The organism is Streptomyces sp. NPDC088246, assembly GCF_044741025.1.
Classification (GTDB): domain Bacteria; phylum Actinomycetota; class Actinomycetes; order Streptomycetales; family Streptomycetaceae; genus Streptomyces.
Genome location: NZ_JBIURV010000005.1, coordinates 10,518 through 27,490, shown reverse-complemented (window position 1 = coordinate 27,490; position 16,973 = coordinate 10,518). Strand labels below are relative to the sequence as shown.

Here is a 16,973-nt window from a genome sequence, read left to right as displayed (position 1 = left end):
GGAGCAAGTGATGCGTGTACGCGCTGAGTTGATGGAGGGCCGCAGGGCCATCCCTCGCCTTGGACGAGTGGTGGAGGTGAACCGGGCACATCCGCCGTACGCGATGCTCGATGCGACGGGGGCCGAGGTCGAGCCGGTCACCGCGTTTCTGCGGGACCTGGCGCTTGGGGATTCCAGCCCGCTGACCTGCCGCAGCTACGGCTACGGGATGCTCCGGTGGTTCCGCCTGCTGTGGTTGCTGGGCACCAGGTGGGAGCGGGCGACGGAGTCGGAGGTCGCGGTGCTGACGGGTTGGCTGCGCTCGGCCGCCAACCCGCAGCGTCAGCGGCACCGGGCCGATGCTCCGGTGGCCGGGACGGTCAATCTCCGCACGGGCAAGGCGTCCCTGTGCGCCGGGTACTCGCCGCGCACCATCAACCACGCTCTGACGGTGATCAGCGGGTTCTACGAGTTCCACGCACATCACGGCCGCGGACCGGTCGTCAACCCGGTGCCGCACTCGGCTCAGCGGCGCTGCGCGCTGGGGCACCGCAGTCCGCTGGAACCTACGCCGATGGTGGGCCGGGCCCGGCTACGGCAGCGAGTGTCCGACCGGTCGCCGCGGTCGATTCCCGACCGGCTGTGGGACGAACTGTTCACCGCGATGAACTGCGACAGGGACCGGGCGCTGCTGGAGATCTTCGTCTCCAGCAGCGCACGCGCCAAGGAACTTCTCGGCATCGCCGTCGGCGACATCGACTGGTCCGGCCAGCGGATCTATGTGATCACCAAGGGCACCCGGGCCAGGGAAGCGGTCCCGGTCTCCCCGCAGGGCCTGTTCCGCCTGGCCCTCTACCTCGACGCGGCCGGCACACCCACCGATGGCGGACCCCTCTGGAGGGCCCGTCGAGGCCCCGACCGTCCGCTGACCTACTGGGCCATGCGCCGTGTCATGCAGCGGGCAAACACCCTGCTGGGAACGAACTGGTCCCTGCACGATCTACGGCACACCGCCGCCTACCGCATGGCCAATGGCGGGAAACTCACGCTCCCCGAGGTCCAGACGATCACGCGACACGCTGACATCCAGACCACCAACCGCTATCTGGCCGTCCACATCGAGGAACTCTTCGACAAACTCACCGAGCACTACGCCACGCCCCGGCCCGGCCCGGCCCGGCACTACCCCGCGGGCTACGCCGCAGCGGACATCGAGGCGGTGTTCGGTGCCTGACCTCGCCCGTCCCACCACCGGAGTCAGCCGCCGCCACACCCACACCGGCGACGAGCCGGCCTTCGCCTCCAGCCAGATCGAGGCCCGACCGGCCTTGCCGACCACCGTGCCGCGCCCCTTCGGGGATCTGTCCGCCGCCGCGCCGCTGCTCATCGGCCAGCTCGCGCACGACGCCTCGCCGGCAGCGTCCGCGCGGACCACCGAACAGCACCGGGCCTCCACCCGGCGCGTCTTGGCCTACTTGGGCGGGTTCGAGGGCAGCACCTGGCAACAGCGCTGGGATGCCAGCCCGCTGGGCCGCGGCGAGATCACCGCCGCTGACCTGGGCGCCAACCGGACCGGGCAGAAGTACAGCGTCGGCGTCAGGGCTCTGTTCTGCCTCCGCGTCGTCCAGCCGACGCTGTTGGTGATGAAGAAGCACAACTTCAACGGATTCCCTGACCAGTTCATCGCTGCCCAGAACGACCCCCTGCTGGAGAAGTACGCCACCCAGGTCGCTCACCATGACTTCTCGTGGCCCCACAAACGCGAAGCACTTTTCGACGTGTGCTGCCTGCTCGCGGTCCAGGGCATCGGCTTCGCCGACCTCAGCCCGGCGGCGCTGCTCCACCACGCCCACGCCTCACGCACGGCGAAGGCTGTTCTGCGGCCCGGCAAGAAGGACGCCAACGTGTTCGCCGGGCATGCTGCCTGGAACGTCCTGCACGCCATGGGCCACTTCGCACCCAGCACACCCGCCACCCTGCGTCAGGCCCTGCACCGCGGCCAGCTCACTCTCGAGGAACTCGTCGACCGCCACACCATCCGCAACCAGAGTGTCCGACGGCTCCTGCTCGACTACTTCCACCGCCGCAAGTCCGACACCGACTACGCCTTCCTGGTCCACCTCGTCCGCCACGTCGCCCACCACTTCTGGGCCCGCATCGAGGAGATCAACCCCGAGCAAGCCGATCTAAACATTCCGGCCGACCTCTACAGCTCCTGGCGCCAGCAGATCAGCGTCCGCCACGACGGCAAGCCCCGCATCGGTGTCGACACCATCCTCGAAGGAAGCCCAGGGGGCACCTCAGTTAGTTCGGTCAACGGGGCATCAGGTGTCCCATGCTCCAGATCAGCCCGAAGATGATCAATCGACTCAACGACCTCGAAGCCGATCTCATCACCCGCCGAGCCCGCGCCCAAGCCGAAGGCTGGGCCGGTGAGCTTGAAGGACTCGACCTCACCCTCCAACTCCTACGTGCCAAAAGGGAAGACAGTCAGCGCCGGACAGGACGCCCTCTCGTCGATCTCGAGTTGCCCAGATTTAGCAAGAGGACGAAAGGCCAGTGATGCGTGCTGGACCTCAGGGCGTCTGCCCGCCCGGCTGAATGTTCATAAACAATCAGCTAACGCCGGTGACTTTGAGGTCTCCTGGAGGAAGTAGCAGGGGGTAGGCGAGCAAGTCGAGAAGCTGCGTGAAAGTCATAGTGATCTGCCAGGATTTAATGTCCTGGGCGTTGATGACGCTGATGCACGCCTCGATCGATTGTGGGTCGCCTGTGGCGGCGAGCGCCTCTTCACTATCCAGGGGGAGTGAAGGTTCGACGACAGGAATAATAATGCCTTCGACTCGAACCTGATGAACGGGGTGTCGTTCAAGTGCCTTAAGAAAGCCTCGGACGGGGTCAAGCTCTGATAGTTCACCTGCCGGTAGGTGATCCCGTAGGTACTGGGCGAGATTGGAGTCTTTGACTACTTCGAAATCGAGAGAAGGGAGATCTGGAATCATTCCTGAAAGATACTGGCTGGACAGAACTGCTGCTGCCGAGCGTTCCTCGGATCTGAAGTTGAAAATAGTCGCGGCAAGTAGGCGGCGAGCCCATGCACTTCCAGGCCCTGTAGCTCGGGCCAGGTAGCTTAGGACTCCGAGAGCCGTTAGGAGTCGGGCGTCACGTGCGCTCAGCGCATCTCGTATTGCGTGTTCGACTCGAATACGAGCTTGCTCATGGCGCTGCGCTGCCGAAACCAAACTATGTGCGGCGCGTTGGAGAATATCGATCCGTGGAGGGCGTCCGATTAGCGTAGTCGCATAGTCAACTAGCAGATTATGAAAGCGAGGGTGATGACGGCTGAAATCGTCATCTAGGAGATCTAGCGCCAGCTGCGCTCCAGGAACCAGAAGCATTGTCATAGCGTCCCTGGAATCAAGCGAACGTAGCGCGTTGATCAGGTCGCTGCGCAGGTGCGGACGGTGCGTGAAGATGCCTGCAGCGGCCAGCATCCAGGTGTTACGCCATGAGTAGCTGGCAGCGAGAGATTCGAGTCGCGGGACGATTTCGGCTTCAGGACCGGAGATTAGCGCCCGGGCAGCCATGTATTCCTGAAGGCTGCGTACTTCGAAGCCGATGAAACCCGCATTCGGGGCAACGAGCAAGACAAGCCGGTCGGTTGCTGCTTCCAGCAGATTACCAGCTAGGACCTCGGACTCATCCGGGTCCTCGATTTCCTCGCGCAGTCGCTGTCGGATGTGTTCGCGAAGTTCATCATCTTCGATCACCGCATCCAGTTCCTGCGACTTGGCTGCGCGAATCTGCAGGAGTAGCCCCACATGCTGGTGAAGCCAATCGATGTGGAGCCTATTGTCAGCAAGGAGCTGTCCGGTTACGCCCGGCTTATCAACTTCGCGAGCGTAGATGGTGTCGTAGTAGGCGTCAAAAAGTTCATAGCGGTTTTGCGGTAGTCGGGCGCGTCGCTCCACCAGCAAAGACATGATTGTCACTTGCAGCGGCGAGCGCATTAGGCGGGTGGTGCCATCCTCGGATACAGCTGTTCTGATTCGCTCCAACACAGTGTCGCGCATGTCGGGGTCATCACTATGGCGCGCGGTGGCGAGCCGCTCGGCATAATGCAGTGCATCACTGTCTGACATGGGTACCAAAGTGAGCGCCTCGTAGTCGCCAGAGTGGAACTCGCCTTTGTAGCCCTGCGGGCGCGTCGTTGCAATAACGAGGAGATCCGCATCGATCTGTCGGGTTTCCAGAAGGAAATCAGATATGCGGGACATTACTTCCTCCCGCGCCTGGCGGGAGACCACCTCATCGAGTCCATCCAAGACCAGCAGACACGGCCATGTCCGCAACCAGCGCTTGATGTGGATACCAGTGACTGGCACGGAACTGCGGTGACCTACCCGATCGGCTAGAAAGCGTAGGAGACTCACGTCCTCGCCGCCAAGAATGGCATTGGCGTACTGATTGAGGGCGATACGAATGGGCCACCGGCGGCCCTGGGGCGGGTGCAGCCCGATATCTGCGAAATCGCGACGGAGAGCATGTAGGATTGCGCGAGCCTCAGTGGTGAGCAGATGCTCGCCTTCTTCATCAAGGAGAGCGACGCGATAGACCTGACAGATCAGCTGTCCAAGGGTGCTCTTTCCCTGCCCAGGACCGCCAATCAACACGACATTCCGCGCTTCTGTCGAGGTGTACCGCGACGGACGTAGAACCGTATCACCACGTTCGAGGATATATGCGGCGACACGGGTAGAGTATGAGCTTGGTCCGTCTTGGTAGATGGGGGCCCGTTCCATTTCTGGCCGCGTATCACGCTCTCCAAAGGTGGCGCGCAGATCGACCGCTACCGGACCGAGTCGGATTTTTTGATCGTCTGCCTGAGCTCCAGCCTGACCGAGGCGCACCCACTGATCGGAAAGGAGTTCCCTGCCGGCATGAGCGCGGATCAATTCTGTGGTATCGGCATCCGCGTCACTGACCGTGGTGAGCAAGCGTGAGAGAACATCACCGGGGGTGATGAAGTGGGCGAAGGCCCGACGGACGCCTTCGTGAATGTCTAGAAAGCGACAAATCTCGTCGCCGTGCCACACGGCCCAGCCTTTCAGGGCGACCTTTGACTTGTTGGCGTAGGAAGATATAAGTCGATCAACACGAGCGATTCCGCCGGTCTCAGGCACGGGCGAGAGGGGCACGTTAGTCGTGAAGATCAAATAGTCTGGCAACCGCCCGCGCTTGGAATCAGGGTGGAGCCACGCCTTGAACTCCGCCTCGATCTGGCGCTCAAGCCATTCGGTGCCAGAGCTAACGCCTTGGGAACGTTGCCTGAACTTGGCCTGTACCACCCCATAGCCATCCCAAGACTGCTGCTCGTTGGGGTAAGGAACCTGACCGGTGAACGCCGCCTCCCGACCACCGTCTTTGCCGTCCCCGAAGACTGAAACACCAGAGCCAAGCACGCACTTGGCCAGTGCTTGAGACAGGTGCTCGAACTCTCGCCACCCCAGACGCGTCAGGTCATAGTCCATCGGGTAATCCTGGCACAGCGCGCTGACCTTTAGCTCCGCACTTCACGGGGGTCACTCTTTTGCACAGCCTCCGAGCTTGATCACGGTCCTCAGGTGATCGTGCTTCGGCGGGTTCTGCAACTCGGGCCACTGCGCTGAGCGGTGGCTGAACCGCAACGATCAGTTGATCTTCCCGAATGGATGACCTGCGGAGAAGGGATCTAACACCGGGATGGGCCGGCGCCCGCTCGACCTTCCAACGGCATCGAGCGCCGGGGCACCCGTGCACCAGTGGCACTACCCCGCAGTACGCCGTCACTCAACAGTCGTAGCTCTTGAGCGTCTTCGAGGCACCGGTGGCCGACTTCAGGTAGTCGTTCTCCGACTTCAGACTCTCGTTCTCCGCCGTCGACTCCGCCAACTGCACGACCAGTCCCTCAGCCATGGACAGAAGCCCCTCGTGCTTCGTCTGGAGCTCCTCGTGCTCTTCCTGAAGCCCCTTGTACTTCCAGACGAGGACCCCGATGGTCGTGGCGGCCAGAACGCTGGCGCCGACCCTAACCACGACCCTGGCTTTGCCGAACTTACCTTCGGCTGGCCCGGCACCGTCCCTGCCGATGCAAACGTGGCCCGTCTGGTGCGAGTGCTGTTGAGCCTCGCCGGGATGGTCGCTCTGATACGAGCACGACCCGCATTGGTAACGGTTCATCAGTTAGTCCTCTCCCCAAGGGGGATGAGCTTGCCACAGGTCACGCGCCTCCGACCACGAGCTGGTCGCACCGCTGCTGCAACTGCCTGCAGCGCCGGATGCACGAGGCTCTGCGGTGCTTGGCGCGACCTGCTGACCGGCTTCTTGATGGAAATTCAACTTCCACATCGTCGTCCGCCACATCACTCACAGACCAGGCTCCACCCCATACGAGTGAAGTGCAGATAAGCACCAACTGCTGGCGGGCCGCCGAGGAAGGAGACGAACAGGACAAGGCCGCCTGGTTGAAGACCAAGCGGGCCGAGGAACAGGCCGAATCCGAAGCCTGGTCGCAGCAGTACCGGATGCCTCCCCTGGAGGGGACCGAGCGAGCCGTCGCCTGGGGCGTGCGCTGACGCCACCAGGTCCTGGCCTCCGCCCACACCGCACTGGTCCTCGAAGGCGAGACCAGCGAACCGGAGTGGGAGGAGATCGAGGAAGCCACCCGCACCATCACCCGTGCCGGGTGGTGGATCGATCAACGCTCGTCCGAACCCGACGACCTCACCGAACTGCTCCAGGCAGCCACCGAAGCCGACCGGCCCACCGAGAACCCCCACTTCTGACTGCCCACTGCCTCAGTAGCCACTCCACCAAGAAGTTCAATGCAAGAACGGCCGTGTATTTGACTGGGTCACCCAGCCGAAGAGCCGCACGCCGGATGCCCGAGCGGGAAGCTAACGACTGGGTCGCTCGGGAACCTCGACCTGTCTCAAATTCTCCGCTCCCATTCCCGGCTATGACGACGGCACGGCTCTTGGCCTTCTCGCGCCTCGGGACGAGGTGGCTGCCTCATCCCGAGGCGCAAAAAGGCCTGCCGCATGTGGGACCGCGTATCGGCGTGTAGTTTGTTCAGCTTTCCTCGAAGCCGCTGTCCTCGAACCTCAGCTGGACAGCATTCTCGCGGACGGTTCGCACCTGCTGCTCGGTGAAACCATCAGTGGTCGTTGCGGTGATCTCGATGCGGACCTCGAGCCGGGCGCCGTCGGCAGCCTCAAGGTGCGCGAGGACCTCCTGCTGAATGTTGGCGAAGTCGGCGGCAGGACGGTTGGGGTTGAGAGTCTTGACGCCCCAGAACCTCCGCGCGACCTTCTTGGCCATCGGCTTCGAAGGCTGAGAACCGGTGCCCGGGAGAGGAGTGACGATGCTGGGCTGCGGGGTGCTGTCTTTGCTGCTGCTGGCGTCTTCGGCCGGGCTCTTCGGCTCAGCCGGCGGGGTGGCGACGACCCGTGCACGCTGGGCGACCGCTCGTCCCGGCTGGACGAGGAGCATGTCGTCGGTGACGAAACCGGGCTCGGGCTTGTCACCGTGGATCCACAGGTTCTGGTACTCGTCTGTGGCCTCGTCGTAGCCATCGGCGAGGGCGAAGGCGTCCTGCTGCCACAGGAGGACATCGGCAGCGCTGAGTACGGCCTGCTCAAGCACCTGCCGGTTGGGCAGGCGCTTCAGGTACGGGTACTGGGTGTACCAGGACCACAGGTCACCGAACCGCACGTGCCCCTTGCTCCAGGCGTTGACCAGGGCGCCTTCGAGAGCCATGCGTACGAGCGTGGCCCCGAGCACGGGAGTGATCCAGCCCTTGGCCTTGAGCGCCGCGGTGACGCGCTCGGCAAGGGAACCGCCGTCCTTGGCAACACGGGTGAAGGAGATGGTCGGCTTCTGGCCGGGCAGCTCGGTCGGGATCAGTGCTGCGGTGAAGGCTGCGCGGACGCGGTCGTCGACGGCCGCGTTCAACTGGCGGCCGCGGGTGATGGACTGCTTGCGCTGCTGGGCGCTGAGTTCGAGTTCGTCGGCCTCGTCGGCGATGGACTGCCAGGCCCGGTACTCGCGTACCACTCCGTCGAGCTCGGGGTAGGTCTCGCGATCGGCAGCGACCATGACCAGCATGTTGCGGCGCTGCCGCTGCCCGGTACCGGCCTCCCGCAGAAGACGCTCGGCGAAGTCCGTGGCTGTGGAGGCATCCTTGCCCCAGGTGAACTTCGGGTGCATGACCACGAGCTTGAGGACCTCGGAATCGGGGATGTCCCCGGTGTCGAGGGGTGCAGCATGCACAGCACCGAAGGACGCCTTGGGCGCCTTCCCTGTGGCCCTGATGCGTTCGACGATCGTGGCGTGCACGTCGGCTTCGCTGTAGCCGGCGGCCCGGTCGGCTGCCACTCGGGAGACCGACGCCGCGAGGTCGTACCAGGAGCGGTCGCCGTCTTCGTAGAAGTACGTGGCACGCTGCCCCAGCAGGGCACGGGCGTCACCGATGTGGTTGATGACGTCGCCGGGCACCGCGGTGCCCAGGCGGAGTTGCTGAATGTCCACGCCCTTGTGCGCCGAGCGCAGCGTCGGGACGGTTGCGATGAACACCGACCGGGCGACTCGCCTGGTGAGCGCTCGCTGTCCGAACGACGGACGCTCGCGGTCGATCTGGACCGGGGTGGCACCCTCGCCGTCGACGTCCTTGTCCACGACCGGCTTCCAGTTGTCGTCGAGATACTTGGTGATCTCGCTGAAGACCTGAGTGTCGTGGACGGGCACCGCGCCGGGCGTGATGAGCGGCGTGGTGTCATTGGCGGCCCACAACGAGTTGATGACCACGCTCATAAGACGCAGCACACCGCGGGTGCGCTGGAACTTCGGCAGCGTCGACCAGTCTTCGTAGAGCCGGTCGAACAACTCGGGATGGATCGGGTACGCCGCCCGGATGCGCTGCTCGTACTCGCCGGTGGTCGTCTCACGCGGGAAGAACCCGGTGTTGTCCTGGTAGTACTTCACGTACTGCTTGGCCACCGCGGAGATGTCCGCCAGGGCCACGGCATCGGGTTCTTCGAACAGGCGCCGGCGCACGATCTCGAAGGACTCGATGTTGTTGGCCGGCCGCCAGTCATCGGCGTTGCGACCGATGGTGTGTTGCAGGGTTTCCAGAGCGACGTGCCCGTTGGGGCCACCCACCTCCAGCGCCGAGCCGCCGCCGCCGTTGTCCAGGGAATCGGAGGCGGGAATAGAGACCACGAGCATGACGCCCGGGATGGACTTGGCCATCTCAGTCAGGTGCTGGGCGAAGGTGTGCTGCGTGGCGAAGGATCCGCCAGGCAGGTCGTCGCGCCCCACGAGCTGGCGGGCGTAGGCCACCCACTCGTCGATCAGGATCAGCACGCTCTTGCCGCCGGCGACGACGTCGCGTACGACGGCGTCCAGCGCGTCACCCGGATCGGTGCCGGTCGCATCCGCCAACGCGACACGGTCGAAAGCTTCGCGTCCCCCGAGTTGCCAGACCAGCTCCCCCCAGATCGTGCGCACCTGCGTGCCGTCGTCCTTGACGATCGGCTGGCTCGGGGAAAGCTTCGTGCCCACCAACGTGACCCGCTTCACGTCCAGCGACCTCAGCGGGTCGCCTTCGGCCGTGGGCAGGGAGGCATGCACGACATCCTGCACGGCCTGAGATAGCGCGCTCGTGGCCAGGCCCTCGGAGAACAAATGGTACAGAGCCAGCATCGAGTGCGTCTTACCGCCACCGAACTGGGTCTGCAGATTTATCACTGGGCTCGCCCCGGCGTCCCCAGAGAGACGCTTGAGCGCACGGGTCAGCAGGTCGGACAGACCGCTGGTGAGATAGGTACGAGAGAAGAACTCAGCCGGGTTCAGATACTCCGGCGCCGCGGTGTGGCCGCGGGCTACCGCGTACAGGTCGGCAGCGAACTCAGCGGCGGAGAACTGCCCACGGATCACGTCGGCGTGCGGCCGGATGACCTCACGCCACGGCTTGATAGTCGTACCAGCCTGCACGCCGGCGACCTTGACCGCCTGCGCCTCTCGCATCAGCCGGTTGCGGGTCTGCTTCTCGAAAACCTCCCGCTGGTGCTCCATGCGCATCTTCGCGACCACATCGGCCTCGTCCCCGGCACCGATCACCGTCAGGAGACGTTCGATCGTGTCCAGCGCACGGTAGGTGTCGTCCGAGGAAAACTTCTGCCCGTGGTGAGCCGCGTTAGCCGTCTCCCGCAGCTCGGAGGCCAACGCGGACTGCGGGCGCGAGAGGTCCTTCTCGAAGACCTTCCATCTCTCCGTCACGATGCGCAGCAGAAACCGCACGTCGTCCCGCGAGTACGTCTTGGCCGTGCCGAACTTCGCCACGTCCTCAGCGGCGATCAGCTCCATCCAGTCCTTGCCGGTCGGAGCCTGCGCAGACATACGCATGTCGACCCACGGCCGCATGCCCTCAAGCAGTTGGTCGAAGCTGCGCAGTACCTTCTCATTGTTCGTCAGCGCCATCAGATCTCCTCCCCAAAGAGCATCTCGGCCACAGCGGCCGGGCGAATCGTGGTCGACGTCGCGGAGACATCGGCCCACGCACCACCGAGCCCATTGAACAGGCCAGCAGTCGAGGAGTCCTGAGACTCCATCAGTTCATACAGGCGGGTGGCCAGACGGTTGACCTCGTCCAGGTCCGCCCTCCCCTTCACCTCGGCCATGAGCCTGGCGGCCTCCTCGCGCCCCTCGGTCGCGTACGCGCGCGCCAGGTGGCAGGTGACCTCCCACAGTGACAGCCGGTCGTCGTGCGCCGGATTCCACCGAGGGTCGAGATCCTGAGGCTTGATCAGCGCGACCTTGCCGGCGCCGGAGGTGAGGGTTCCGCCGCGGGCGATGCCGTCGACAGACAGGCCCAGCGGCACGGCCAGCGACTCGGCGTCACCGTAGGGGCGCGTGTCCCAGCCATAGGAACGGAACCAGTCCAGGCAGAACCGGGTGTCGGCGTCCAGTTCGGCGTCATGCTCGTTCTGCAAGGAGTCGAATGTCTGGTTGATCAGCGCTAGCGCGGTCTTCACGGACATGGTGGAGCCGTCGTCCTCCAGCACCCGGGAGAAGCGCGAGAACACTGCCATGCCTGGACCCAAGATCGTCTGACGCAAGTCCGCCGGGGCGATTGCACCCTCACGAATCCGTGGAAGAGACTCGTCTAGTTCAATATGCAATGCAGCGAGAAACCCGGTGCGATCCGTGGCCGGGGCAGCTTCCTGGCGGGGGCGCAGAGCTAGAACGATAGAGGAGGCGAGGGCGTTGGACCCGACATCGCGCATGCGGCCGGTTCGTTCAGAGCGGATCGGCCAGGTCGCAGTGATGGTCCAGCCGCTGCGCACCATACCCTCCAGGAACGTCGACCACCCAGTGGAAGCGACACCGTCCTTTTCCAACTCGGCTTGCTTAAAGGCGTAGATTACGCTGATAGGGTAGTCCGTTGATGCCGACTGCCGAGTGCGAGCGAAGACACGCTGGAATCCCTCCTCAAAAAACTTCTCAGCACTCTTTGGACCCCCTTGCCGGAAGGGATTAGCGATGAGTTCTTCGGCCTTGGGGACAAGCATCGTGGCGAACAGGTCTGGGTGAATTGTGCGCAAGGCTCGACGGAGCCAGACATAGAAGAAGTCGGATAGATCAGCGTAGCCGATATTGTCGTAATATGGCGGGTCAGTGGCAACCAGAAGACCTGAATAGTCACGGCTAGCGGCATCTGCTTGACGTACCTCACCGCTAAGCTGGCCAGACATGTTCTCTAGCGCATCGGCCTGCGTTTCGGTGGCGATCGAGAGATCGCCTGCGGCACGGGCGAATGGCGATACTTCGACGAAGTCCCATGCCATTGGAATTGCCTGACGGGCGAAGAGATTTCGTGTCTGGTCACGGCTGCTCGACCATGTGGCGATCGAGTTGTTGAGGTCAGTTGTCCGACTTAGCGCCATACCGAGGTAAGTCGCTACCGCATCGGCGTACGCCTCGGCATCCAACCCACCGTCGTTCAAACGCTTGCCGTGAGCGAGGCCGGAGGCGAGGGCATCTGTGAGCGCTTTCTCCCGCGCTTCAGTGACGAGATCGCTGAGCGTAGTTAGCGCGGTCAGTTGCCGGTGTGTGAAAAGGTCAGTCCACTCGGTCAGCCCGTAGCCCTGGACACGGAACCCAAGTGCGGCATCAGGGAGGGCTCCACGCGGCGAGCTGGCTGGGAACGAAACGTCGGCGGCCTGAACGTGCTCGGAGGTGGGAGGCAAGTAGATGCGTCTGCGTTGGCTCTCCGCCACCACAGCCATCAGCTGGGGTGAGATCCGCGAACCCTTGCCCTCGGCACGGACATAAGCCAGTTCGGCGGTGGTTCCACAGGCAATGCAGATTGCGCCATTCCTGCTGACTGTTCCGTCGTTTGCCTTCGTCGGCGCCTGCTTCGGGTCGTGCCCGATAGCAAACTCGACCCTCCGCCCGCCAGACGCCTCCACGTCGTCGACTACGGTCGGGACGACGTAGGCCTCCTTACCCTTCTTCTTACCGAGCCACCAGGAGCGCACCAACGGCATACGGATCCCGCAAGCTGGGTTTGGGCAGACCGTGGTGCGTGCCCAGATCCACGCGATGACGGTGGATTCGGTGTTCTTCCCAGTGGGTTCGCCGTTCTGCCGCAGCACTGGGATCTGCGCCTTGGGGTACAGGTCTCCAATGCGCTCTTGGGCGCGGTCGCGCATCCACGCGCCGTAACGCCGCACGTCCTCCGCCAGGCCGGTGGCCCGAGGCCAAGCCCCCAACCGACTCTCCGCGGCCCCTGGGAATACGGGCGGCTGACCCGCAAACTTCGGCGGAATCTCGATGAGGGCCTTGTTGATCAGTACGGGCACCGGGTTGAGATCGCTGGCGTGAGCCTCCAGGCCCAGGCGCTGCGCTTCCAACGGGATCGTGCCGCCGCCCGCGAACGGGTCTAGGATCGCCGGCGGGTTCCCTCCCGTGCTCTTGAGGATCTCCTCGCGGGCTTCTCGATACAGGCCTTCGTCGTTGATGTTTTCCCAGACCACCAGCCGTCGGATGATCCCGTGCAGGCGTTCGCGCTCCGCTTTCTGCTCCACTTCGGAGGGAAACAGCTCGGGATGCGAAGACGGGTCGTCGACGAGCTGGGCGAACAGCACTGCCCGCGCCGCTGCCAGGGGGCGGCGGGCCCACCACAGGTGCAGCGTGGAGGGATGTCCGTGTCGGATCGACTTCTCGCGGGCCGACTCGGCGTTGATGTCCTCCAGCGGGAGGGAGACCTCGATGAGCTTGCGTCGAGGGACAGAACCTGACGGCGTTCCGGGCTGCACTGCGGTGTTCACCTACTCAATTTAGATTCCGAGGCGCTCGAACCGTGCCTCGGGTGGCAGTCGAGCGGATGAAAGCGTGTGGATCTTGTGCGTCAGAGAGGCTCTACACCGCGCTCCCACTCGGCCTTCCACCTGCGGCGCAGGTCGTCGACGTACTTGTCTAGGACGAGGTCGGCGAAGGGGTTGAGCACGTAGCGGACCTGGTCATTGGAGCCGTCGGGGGTGTCGGGGTCGACAGCGACCAGGGCGAGCCGGTACTCGGGCTCGGCATTCTTGGCGTAGCCGACCTCGCTGGTGGTGACGGTGAAGTTGTCAGCGCCCAGCACTCGCCCCTTCACCTCGATGAAGACCAGGTGGCCGTTGGGCTTGAGGGAACGGATATCGAAGCCCTTGTTAGAGTGCGCCATCTCCTCAGGTTCCCGACCGAGCCGGCGTTCGGCAGCCAGTACGGCATCGACGGCGCGACGCTCGGTGACGGTGGTGTCCAGCGCGAAGCTGCCGGGTGTCGGCTGTTCGCCGGCGGCTCTCGGGATGACCGTGGCAGGCAGGACGAGCGCGGCGCTGATGATCTGTGGCGGGTGCACGTTGACCTGGGTTTCGAGGTCGAGCTCGCCTTGACGGTGATCGAGCCGGGCCTCAAGTGATCGGGCGCGGTCACGTGCGGTGGCCGGCGACATGCGGATCTTCTTGCCGGCCGCTTGGGCCTCGGCGAGCTTGATCGACTCGCCGTCCCAGTAGTTCATCTGCGCCAGCAGCCGCTGACGTACAAGTTTGCGTGTGCGCTCGACGGCCGGGACGACGCGAGCGGCGACGTCGGCGCGGTGCTCGGGGAGACCGTGCTGGATCGCCCAGCTCTGGGCGATCTTCTCCACGCCTTCGGCTAGCCACGCGTTGGAGAGTTCGGAGTTGACGGCAAGGGCCAGTGCAGTGTGCTGCTCAAGGTTCAGACCTGCGGGCAGGGACAGGTCGAGGTACGGGGCGGGGCCTGCCGGCTGTGCGGTTCCGTCCGGCAGCACGGAGACGTACTCGAACCTCTTACTGATCGCGGTGCCGCGCCCGTCCGAGAGCTCTTCCAGGAGGGCGAACACGAGCTGGGGGGTGGTGATGCTCCGGTCCAGGAAGGTGGCTCCGCGGGTCAGGGCGTCGCCGTACCTGTTCAGGATCTCGGTGATGATCGCGTCCATCAGCGGATGACCGGGCGCTACGAGCTCGGCGACCGGTCGGCCGGGTATCACCACGGTCGAGGGCTCGAAGGTGATGCGTGCGTAGCGCGGACTGACTGTACGCCGACCTTCGCGCAGAACAGCGGGCACTTGGGTCAGCTCGAACCGGTCCTTCTCCCGCTTGGACGCCCGCCCGCCTAGGGCACGCAGGGACTCCATGACGAATGCCTGCACGAAATGGGGCTGCATGCGCCGGGCGCGGGCCTCGTCCATCTTTCGACGCAGTTCGGCCAGCTCTTCCAGCCCGATGTCCGGGGTGGCCAGGGCACGTTCCTTGATCAGCTCCTGCAGCCCGTCGGCCACAGAATTGTCGATGACCTGGTCCAGGTAGGCCCGGACCTCCGGCTGCTCGCCGTAGCGGATGGCTCGCATGAGCAGGTCGCGCAGCGGCTCGTCCGCGAAGGCGTTCTCCCCCAGGACGTCGAAGACCTTGCCGCCGTAGGCACGGCGCTGCTGCTCGATCTTGGTCAGCAGGCGCTGGAAGACCTGACCTTCTCTGGTCTGGGAGGCCACGAGGTTCCACAGTCGGCAGACCTCGCGCTGGCCGATCCGGTGAATACGCCCGAAGCGCTGCTCGATCCGGTTGGGGTTCCAGGGGAGGTCGTAGTTGACCATCAGGTGCGCGGCCTGAAGATTCAGTCCTTCGCCCGCGGCATCGGTGGCGATCAGGACGTGGCAGCGCGGGTCGTTGGTGAACTTGGTGCGGATCTCCCGACGCGCCTGTCGCGCGGTGCCGCCGTGGATCATGCGCACGGCATCCCCGTCGCCACCCAGCAGGGTGGTGATGCGGCCTGCGAGGTAGTCGAGGGTATCGCGGTGCTCGGTGAAGATGATGATCTTGCGCGGGATGTGGTGGGCGCCGCTCAGGCCATCCTCGCGGGTCTTGAGAACGAGGGAACGCAGCTCCTGCCACTTGCGGTCCTCACCCGAGGCACGCACCTGCTGGGCGATCTCCTCCAGACGTGCCAGGACTGCGAGCTCGGCGTCCAGCTCGGCTGCGGTGCGCGCGGCCGTGGCGGCGTCCAGGACCTCGCTCTCCAGCTGCTCCAGCTCGGCGGCTCCCAGCTCGTCGGAGTCGAAGTCGTCCGGGTCGAACGACAGCGTCTCGGACGGGGGAACGAACGGGCCCGCCAGCGTCTGCTCACGGTGGGTGCGCAGCCGGGCGATGCGGCGCCGGATCGACTGGTAGATCGCCTCAGGACTGGATGCGAGACGCCGCTGCATGACCGTGAGCGCGAAGCCGACCGTGCGCCGCTTGCCGTCGGCCTGCTCGGCCCTGTTCATCTCCGTGCGTACGTACTCGGTGACCTCTTCGTACAGGAGCATCTCCTGCGGGGACAGGGTGTACTCGACTGTCTCAGCCACCCGCTCGGGGAAGAGCGGCTTGCCCTCGAAGGTGAGCAGGTCCTCCTTGATCATCCGGCGCATCAGTCCGGTGGTGTCGGTGGAGTGCACGCCCTGGCGGTACTGGCCGTCGTACCGGTCGGGGTCCAGCAGGGCGAGGAAGGTCTGGAAGTTGGCTTCCGACCCGGAGTGCGGTGTCGCGGTCATGAGCAGGAAGTGCCGGGTGATCTTGCCGAGCAGCTGGCCCAGTTCGTAGCGGCGCGTGCGCTTGAGTTCGTTTCCGAACCAGGAGGCGCTCATGCGGTGGGCCTCGTCCACGACGATGAGGTCCCATTCCGACTCGGCGAGTATGGACTGCCACTCCTCGTTGCGGGCTAGCTGGTCCATGCGCGCGATCAGCATCGGGTTGTGCCTGAACGGGTCGCCGTCACGGTCCGCCTCAGCGAGGTCGCGTGTCAAGATCGCCATCTCGATCCCGAACTTCTCTGCGAGTTCGGCCTGCCACTGCTCGACCAGCCCGCCCGGGGCGACGATCAGACAACGCTGCACATCGCCGCGCAGCAGCAGCTCCTTGAGGTACAGGCCAGCCATGATCGTCTTACCGGCGCCCGGATCGTCCGCGAGCAGAAAGCGCAGAGAGCCGGACTGGCCCAGCATGGACCCGTAGACGGCTCGGATCTGGTGGGGCAGCGGGTCGATGTCGCTGGTCTCGACCGCCAGCATCGGGTCCGACAGGCCCGCGTGCCGCATGCGCAGTGCCTCGGCGGCCAGACGGAACTGTCCGGGGTCGGCGTCGAACGACCACCGGGATCTCGGCGCCTCTGGTCGCAGCGAAGCAATGTCACTGGGGAAGAGCACTTGATCGGACAAATGCCCGAGATCGTCCCGGATGGTGACTTGCAGGGCATGACCGATCTCAGTGACAGCCACGACAGTAACCGTCCCTGAAGACAGCCCGGTCAGGCGAATGCCGGGCTTGATGTCGTCGGCGCGCATGAGCCCCTTCGCTATGACCAGGCGCCGATCAGCCTCGGCATGCTAATCGTAACCAGTTCGCGGCTTTTACCGG

At 64.6% G+C, this 16,973-nt stretch carries 9 protein-coding genes; 4 read left to right on the top strand and 5 right to left on the bottom strand.

Features of this window, described 5'->3' with window-relative positions:
* Positions 1 to 10: 10 nt before the first annotated feature.
* The 3 genes from ACIPEK_RS09350 to ACIPEK_RS09340 are packed head-to-tail and all read left to right on the top strand — an operon-like array spanning position 11 to position 2,542.
* Positions 11 to 1,213 (top strand): tyrosine-type recombinase/integrase, encoded by a 1,203-nt coding sequence (locus tag ACIPEK_RS09350; RefSeq protein ID WP_401992810.1) that lies wholly within the window; start codon positions 11 to 13, stop codon positions 1,211 to 1,213.
* Entirely contained in the window at positions 1,206 to 2,339 is a 1,134-nt protein-coding gene (locus ACIPEK_RS09345; protein WP_401992807.1) for a hypothetical protein, read from the top strand. The genes ACIPEK_RS09350 and ACIPEK_RS09345 overlap by 8 nt, the downstream gene beginning before the upstream one ends.
* Positions 2,315 to 2,542, top strand: a complete 228-nt coding sequence (locus ACIPEK_RS09340; RefSeq protein WP_401992804.1) for a hypothetical protein — start codon at positions 2,315 to 2,317, stop codon at positions 2,540 to 2,542. The genes ACIPEK_RS09345 and ACIPEK_RS09340 overlap by 25 nt, the downstream gene beginning before the upstream one ends.
* A 52-nt stretch (positions 2,543 to 2,594) precedes the next feature.
* On the opposite strand, the gene ACIPEK_RS09335 is transcribed toward ACIPEK_RS09340, so the two are convergent.
* Positions 2,595 to 5,510: an NACHT domain-containing protein gene (locus ACIPEK_RS09335; protein WP_401992801.1), complete on the bottom strand. Its 2,916-nt coding sequence runs from the start codon at positions 5,508 to 5,510 to the stop codon at positions 2,595 to 2,597.
* 298 nt (positions 5,511 to 5,808) lie between these two features.
* Positions 5,809 to 6,054 (bottom strand): hypothetical protein, encoded by a 246-nt coding sequence (locus ACIPEK_RS09330; protein WP_401992798.1) that lies wholly within the window; start codon positions 6,052 to 6,054, stop codon positions 5,809 to 5,811.
* Positions 6,055 to 6,416: 362 nt separating this feature from the next.
* Between ACIPEK_RS09330 and ACIPEK_RS09325 the strand changes: the two genes are divergently transcribed.
* Positions 6,417 to 6,593, top strand: coding sequence for a hypothetical protein (locus tag ACIPEK_RS09325; protein WP_401992795.1), 177 nt, complete (start codon positions 6,417 to 6,419; stop codon positions 6,591 to 6,593).
* A 496-nt stretch (positions 6,594 to 7,089) separates the two neighbouring features.
* On the opposite strand, the gene ACIPEK_RS09320 is transcribed toward ACIPEK_RS09325, so the two are convergent.
* The 3 genes from ACIPEK_RS09320 to ACIPEK_RS09310 all read right to left on the bottom strand — a co-directional run bounded on the left by ACIPEK_RS09320 (position 7,090) and on the right by ACIPEK_RS09310 (position 16,834).
* Positions 7,090 to 10,497 carry a Swt1 family HEPN domain-containing protein gene (locus ACIPEK_RS09320; protein WP_401992792.1) on the bottom strand — a complete coding sequence of 1,136 codons (3,408 nt, stop codon included), beginning with the start codon at positions 10,495 to 10,497 and terminating at the stop codon, positions 7,090 to 7,092.
* Positions 10,497 to 13,349 carry a DUF1156 domain-containing protein gene (locus ACIPEK_RS09315; protein WP_401992789.1) on the bottom strand — a complete coding sequence of 951 codons (2,853 nt, stop codon included), beginning with the start codon at positions 13,347 to 13,349 and terminating at the stop codon, positions 10,497 to 10,499. The genes ACIPEK_RS09320 and ACIPEK_RS09315 overlap by 1 nt, the downstream gene beginning before the upstream one ends.
* Positions 13,350 to 13,429: 80 nt before the next feature.
* Positions 13,430 to 16,834 (bottom strand): helicase-related protein, encoded by a 3,405-nt coding sequence (locus ACIPEK_RS09310; protein ID WP_401992786.1) that lies wholly within the window; start codon positions 16,832 to 16,834, stop codon positions 13,430 to 13,432.
* Between the last annotated feature and the right edge of the window lie 139 nt (positions 16,835 to 16,973).